This is a genomic window from Alkalibacterium sp. m-11 (assembly GCF_054658155.1).
Genome location: NZ_BAAGIR010000157.1, coordinates 1 through 3,962 on the forward strand (window position 1 = coordinate 1; position 3,962 = coordinate 3,962).

General features: G+C 43.3%; 3 protein-coding genes. 1 reads left to right on the forward strand and 2 read right to left on the reverse strand.

The window, feature by feature from the left end:
- Positions 1–221 precede the first annotated feature (221 nt).
- Positions 222–1,193: an asparaginase gene (locus ACYQ2O_RS10900; RefSeq protein ID WP_346023845.1), complete on the reverse strand. Its 972-nt coding sequence runs from the start codon at positions 1,191–1,193 to the stop codon at positions 222–224.
- Between the two features lie 17 nt (positions 1,194–1,210).
- Positions 1,211–1,834, reverse strand: a complete 624-nt coding sequence (locus ACYQ2O_RS10905) for an MBL fold metallo-hydrolase (RefSeq protein ID WP_346023846.1) — start codon at positions 1,832–1,834, stop codon at positions 1,211–1,213.
- Between the two features lie 281 nt (positions 1,835–2,115).
- Here ACYQ2O_RS10905 and ACYQ2O_RS10910 point away from each other — a divergent pair, with 281 nt between their 5' ends.
- A complete protein-coding gene (locus ACYQ2O_RS10910; RefSeq protein ID WP_428830576.1) occupies positions 2,116–3,798 on the forward strand; it encodes a S8 family serine peptidase in 1,683 nt (560 codons plus the stop codon).
- Positions 3,799–3,962 lie beyond the last annotated feature (164 nt).

Sequence of the window (3,962 nt, forward strand, 5' to 3'; positions counted from 1 at the left end):
TTGATTCAAACAGCACTCGAACAATCGGACAATCGGGACGGCTAAAGCCACCCCGTGTCCGAAGCCGATTCATCCCCCACTTTACACTTCGTAAGAAGTGGGGGTCTTCTCGGCTATTTTAGATAAAGCATTCAGATCATTTAAATTCGACAAATAAGCCTGAGGCAAGCGACATATGTCGCTTGCCTCGGGCTTATTTTTTTTGAATTAAGGTGTGTGCTTTATTTTTTAAAGATCAAGTCGATCTGTTTATTATCAAAAGCCTGTTCCAAAAGAATCAGCAGTTTAATTCGTGCTTTCGGACCTGAAAGTCCTGGGGCAAATATCACTCCAAGCTCTTTCAAGTGTTTACCTCCGCCTGTATAAGCATAGATATCCTGAGCTATTCCATTAAATGCTCTGGAAGTAATAACGACAGGAATATTTTTTTCAAGAATTTTCTTTAGTCCCGGTAAAGCAGCAGGGGGCAAATTACCAGCACCGAGTGCCTCTATGACCAAGCCGTCCAGATCAGTACTGAGCAGGGCATCAAACAGCGTACTGTCCATACCCGCATAAGACTTAAGCATACAGACGTTCTTATCAGCTTTTTCGATTGGATACGTTTCGTTGAAAATCAGTTTCTGAAAGAACCGAACTTCATGCTTTGAAACGATACCGATCGGTCCGAAAGTGGGGGTTCTGAAAGTAGCAACATTTGTTGTATGTGTTTTTGTAACATACCGCGCTGTATGAATCTCTTCGTTTAGAACAACCAGTACCCCTTTATCTCTCGCATCAAGAGAAAGAGAGGTCCATATAGCATTCTGCAAGTTACGTACGCCGTCTGAACCAAGTTCATCAATAGGGCGCATAGCTCCTGTGAGAACTACAGGAAAAGGAATATCTAGAGTAAGGTCTAGAAAATAGGCTGTTTCTTCAAGTGTATCTGTGCCATGAGTAATGACTGCTCCATCATAAATGTTTTCTTCAGCGGCTTGAATCAGTCTTTTCTGAAGGCTAAGCATATCATGCGGTGTCACATGAGGAGAAGGAAGCTGAAAGATATCCTCTTCAATAATTTCCAGATTTTCTTCAAACAAGTGACTGTACTGGTGTAGCGGATGCTCGTCGCTTGGCTTTACCGCTCCTGTACGCTGGTCTGTACTCATCGAAATGGTTCCGCCAGTGTGAAGTAATAAAATTCGTTTCAATCGCCTAGACCTCTTTTCTAATTGAAATATGGATTTGTCTGTTTTTCGTTACCGATCGTCGTCTGCATGCCATGTCCTGAGTAGACAATGGTATCATCGGAAAGTTTGAAGAGTTCTTTTTTTATTGAGGGAATCAATTTTTCCGGTTCGCTTCCGGGCAGGTCGGTTCTGCCGATACTGCCTTTGAATAAGGCATCGCCTGAAAGAACGAAGCCATCTTTTACAAAAATGAAACTTACGCCGCCAGGAGAATGTCCTGGAGTTGAGACGACTTCAAATGTAAATGGACCGATCGATACGGTTTCTGCAGGATTGAAAGTAAATTCTGCCTCTCTTGCTGTTATTTCATTTGAACCGTAAACAGAAAGGTTTTTAGAGGGATCCCCGAGCCAGTCCACTTCTTCCGGGCTGACATAAACTGGGATATCATAATCGACTCTAAGGTCTTCTAGTGCGCCAATGTGATCATAATGCGTGTGTGTCAACAAGATTGCTAAAGGCCGCGCACCCAGCTCTTCCAGTTCATCCTTGATTTTACTTGTTTCATCCCCAGGATCGACAATAAGTGCATCTGATCCTGAATAGATTAAATAACAGTTTTCCTGGATCACTCCAGTGATGATTTTTCTTACTTGAGTCATAGAATTTCCTCCTTGTCATTCATGTATAAGTATAACTGATTAAGGTAAACCTGTCGAAAAAGATACAATCACTGAGTAAAAAAGAATAAGTGTTTTTTGGCAGGAGGAAGTGTGCTGAATAGAACAACTTGAATATAAATAGTAATAATTTGTTTATGTTATAAAAAGTGTTGCAGTTCATAATAAGGTATGCTAGTCTCTTTATTAATATCTTATTAAAAAATAATGGATATTTATTATAAAATGTTAATGATTCGATTAAGGAGAAAAGGAGTAGTCAAATGAAAAATAAGTTCACTTCAATTTTAGCAGGATCGATGTCTCTACTATTAGGGATATCTTCCGTATCGTCAATCAGCCAAGTCAGTGCAGAAGGAAACGGTGGGAATTCAGAAGGATCTAGTCCAAAACTTCATCTGGATTCAGATCTGCTGTCGGATGACATTTTAACAGTCATTGTTGAACTTGAAGAAGAAGCGGTCCTTCAGGCAAAACAGCAGGGACGTACTCAGTCTGAGTTCAGATTATCTGTAGAACGGGAACGCATTCTAAATGAATTAGCAGCAGCCGGTGGACAGGCCGAAGTCAATCAGGAATACGATCAGCTTTTCTCAGGCTTTTCTGTCGACCTGTCTGAAAGTGATATCGGTAAGCTTCTGATGATCGAGGGTGTCAAATCAGTCTATCCTGATCAGGAGTATGAAGTGACTGATACACAGCAGTTCGATGTCAACGAAGTCACTCCAGAAATGCTGGACAGCGCACCTTACATAGAGGCTTTTGAAGCCTGGGATACCGGGTACACTGGAAAAGGAGTAACGGTCGCAGTGATTGATACTGGAGTGGATTATACACATCCGGCTCTGGTTCATGCTTTCGGTGACTATAAAGGATGGGATTTTGTAGATAATGACGATGATCCTCAGGAGACCTTGATTGAAGATGTTCTGAATCCGGCTCTGGCAACGAATCACGGGACGCATGTGGCGGGTACCATAGCTGGAAACGGACAGATCAAAGGGGTAGCACCTGATGCGAACCTGCTTGCCTACCGAGTACTTGGTCCGGGAGGAAGCGGAACAACGAGTGATGTCGTCGCTGCGATCGAACGGGCAGTCGAAGATGGGGCAGATATAATGAACCTGTCATTAGGTGCGACGGTCAATAATCCTGACTTCCCTACTTCTATCGCTCTGGACACCGCTATGGGCGAAGGTGTAGTAGCTGTCACTGCTAACGGAAATGCTGGTCCTCAGAACTGGACAGCAGGGTCTCCTGGAACATCAAGAGATGCCATTTCAGTCGGTGCTACACAACTTCCTTACAATGTATTCGAAGCTTCAGTCAACACAGAATCAGCTCAAGTCTTCCCTTCAATTGAAGTGATGGGATATCCTGGTGAAGATGCTCTACTTGCACTAAACGGTCAGACCTTAGAATATGTTTATGCCGGACTGGGCAGTCCTGAGGAATTTGCTTCTCTCGATGTCGAAGGTAAGATTGCCTTGATTCAAAGAGGAGAATATCCATTTGTCGAAAAAGCTCAGAATGCAGCTGAGGCTGGAGCTGTTGGTGCGATCCTTTTCAATAATGTAGCAGGTACTCAGCCTGAAATACCTGGCATGGCAGTTCCGACGTTGATGGCTTCTCTTGAAGATGGACAAAAACTGCTGCAGGATCTGGAGAATGGCTTTAATACAGTGACAATTGAAGCTTCATTTAGTCATATTGTTGGCGAAACAGTGGCAGACTTCTCTTCCAGAGGACCTGTTATGACGAACTGGATGATAAAACCCGATGTGGTCGCACCTGGTGTCAGCATTATCAGTACAGTACCTGGTCCAGCGTATGCATCTCTACAGGGAACAAGTATGGCCGCTCCTCATGTAGCTGGGGCAGCAGCTCTTATCCTTGAAGCTCACCCGGACTGGAGCGTCGATTTTGTTAAGGCTGCTTTAACGTAATTCCGAAAGAAGTCTCCCACTTCTAAGCGTATGGGTGCGAAGCACCAGTGAAAGTGGGAGATGAATTTCGGTCAAGCGATAGCTATGTGTAAAATAGTTGTCGGAAAGTAAAATAGTAGGGCAAGAAATTAAAGTAGACAAAAAGAAAGAAGACCCTTAATCTA